Source organism: Streptomyces capoamus, from assembly GCF_014654935.1.
Lineage (GTDB): Bacteria > Actinomycetota > Actinomycetes > Streptomycetales > Streptomycetaceae > Streptomyces > Streptomyces capoamus.
Genome location: NZ_BNBF01000001.1, coordinates 338,169 through 339,725, shown reverse-complemented (window position 1 = coordinate 339,725; position 1,557 = coordinate 338,169). Strand labels below are relative to the sequence as shown.

Genomic DNA, 1,557 nt, shown 5'->3' with positions numbered 1-1,557 from the left:
CGGGGCCGCGGTCGGTCGCAGGCCGGGGAATCGTTCGAGCAGCTGGGTGAGCAGCAGGCGGGCCTCCAGCCGGGCCAGGGCCGAGCCGAGGCAGTAGTGGGCGCCGCCGCCGAAGGTGAGGTGGGCGCCCTTGCGGCGGATGTCGAAGACGTGCGGGTCGGCGTTGCGTCGTGGATCGTGGTTGGCGGCGCCGTACAGGACGTGGACGGTGGTGTCCTTCGCGAGGGGCACGCCGGCGAGCACGGTGTCCTCGGCGGCGTAGCGCGAGTTGAGGTGGATGGGCGGGTCGTAGCGCAGTGTCTCGTCGATCGCGCCGTCGAGGTGTCCGGGGTGCCGGCGCAGCCAGTCGGCCCGGGCGGGGTCCCGGGTCAGGAACCACACGGCGTTGGCGAGCAGGGTGGCGGTGGTCTCCAGGGAGGCGATGGTGATGAACATCGTCAGGTCGTAGAGCATCCGGTCCGCGGCCGCGCGGTCGTCGGGGAACTGGGTGTCCCAGTGGCGGATCCAGCCGGAGAGGACATCGTTGCCGGGGTGCGCGCGGCGGTCGGCGAGGAGGCGGGCGAAGAAGTCCCTCATCTCGGCGGTGGCCCCGGCGGAGAGCGCCAGCTGCGTCTTGGTGGGGAGCAGTTCCTGGGCGTGGACCTGCCGGTGGGTGAAGTCGAGGATGCGCGGGTAGTGCTCGGCCGGGACGGCGAGCCAGTGGCCGACGGTGTGGACCGGGAGCTGGTCGGCGACGAGGGGGACGAAGTCGGCCCTGCCGTGGGCGCGCAGGTGTGCGTCGAGGCGGTCGAGGAGCCGGGTGACGTGGTCGGCGATCCGGGGCCGCAGGGTCTCGAGGGTGCCGCGGTCGAAGAGGTTGCCCAGGGCGCGGCGCTGGACGGTGTGCTCGGGCGGGTTGAGGCGGGAGAGGGTCCGGGTCATCTCCCGGGTCGCCGGCTCCCGCCAGCGCGCGGAGTCGGTCTGGCGCTCCTGCCAGTCGAAGTCGGGGACGCGCCAGTTCCTGCCGCGCAGGACCTGGCTGCACGCCTCGAATCCGGTCACGAAGTAGCCGCCCCAGGGAGCCGGCACCACGTCGCCCAGCGCGCGCAGTTCCTCCCAGACGGGAAGGGGGTCCGCCTGTCCCTCGTCGGACCGCAGCCGGCGCAGGAGGGGGATGACGGCACGGCGGTCGGGGCGGGTACCGCTGATGACGCCAACGGCGGTCACGCGAAGCTCCTTTGTGGCTGGGCGTTACCGTTACCGCCGGAACCTACCCTTCCCCTCTCCTTCGTCATGCGCCTGACATTGTTGCCCGCGTCACATGCCTCACTTCAGACCCGGAAGATGTCCAGAAAGCTGCTCCAGAAGCCCTTCTTGCGGGCCGGTTCCTGGCGTCCGGCGGCTGCCGGGGCCGTGGGGAGCGGCTGCTGCTCCGGCGCGGCGGCGGTACGGCCGCGCAGCGCCGAGGCCATACGGGTGGCCGGAGTGGGGGTGAACGCCACGGGCAGGGCGGCGAGGGCCCGGTGGAAGGGCCCGGGGCGCCATTCCAGCTCCTCCTCGTGGACCATCAGGGTCAGG

At 72.6% G+C, this 1,557-nt stretch carries 1 protein-coding gene and 1 pseudogene; both read right to left on the bottom strand.

Going from position 1 to position 1,557, the window contains the following annotated elements; genetic code table 11:
• A partial coding sequence (locus IE312_RS01625; protein WP_229898865.1) for a cytochrome P450 occupies positions 1–1,206 on the bottom strand: 1,206 nt, incomplete at its 3' end.
• Positions 1,207–1,310: 104 nt separating this feature from the next.
• Positions 1,311–1,557: pseudogene (locus IE312_RS38465) on the bottom strand (cytochrome P450); the annotation flags it as partial.